This is a genomic window from Cobetia sp. SIMBA_158 (assembly GCF_046566945.1).
In the GTDB taxonomy this organism is placed as follows: Bacteria; Pseudomonadota; Gammaproteobacteria; order Pseudomonadales; family Halomonadaceae; genus Cobetia; species Cobetia amphilecti.
This window is the reverse complement of the sequence record NZ_JAWJYL010001042.1, coordinates 1-238: the sequence shown is the minus strand read 5'-3', so window position 1 is coordinate 238 and position 238 is coordinate 1. Positions and strand designations below refer to the sequence as shown.

Annotated in this window: 1 protein-coding gene; it reads left to right on the top strand. The window is 37.4% G+C overall.

Annotation, left to right across the window (positions count from 1 at the left end):
- Nucleotides 1-238: hypothetical protein (locus tag R2R70_RS22980; RefSeq protein ID WP_410979343.1), on the top strand; the 238-nt coding region annotated here is incomplete at both ends.

Below are 238 nucleotides of genomic sequence, written 5' to 3'. Positions count from 1 at the left end.
AAAAACTTCCCTTTTACAACAGAAAGAGCAATTGGAGACGCGCCTTCAACAATTAAAGGTTGAACTTCAAGAACTGAATGAAAAAGTCGAACAATTGACTAACTTAAAAGTACAAACGGAGTCAGAAAAAGATAGCTTACGTGAACAAATGGCTTCAAAACGAGCAGAACTTGCAGTAGTACAAGAGCAATTAAGTCAAATTCAAATTGCGACAGCTGACATCGCTTTAAAACGCTCG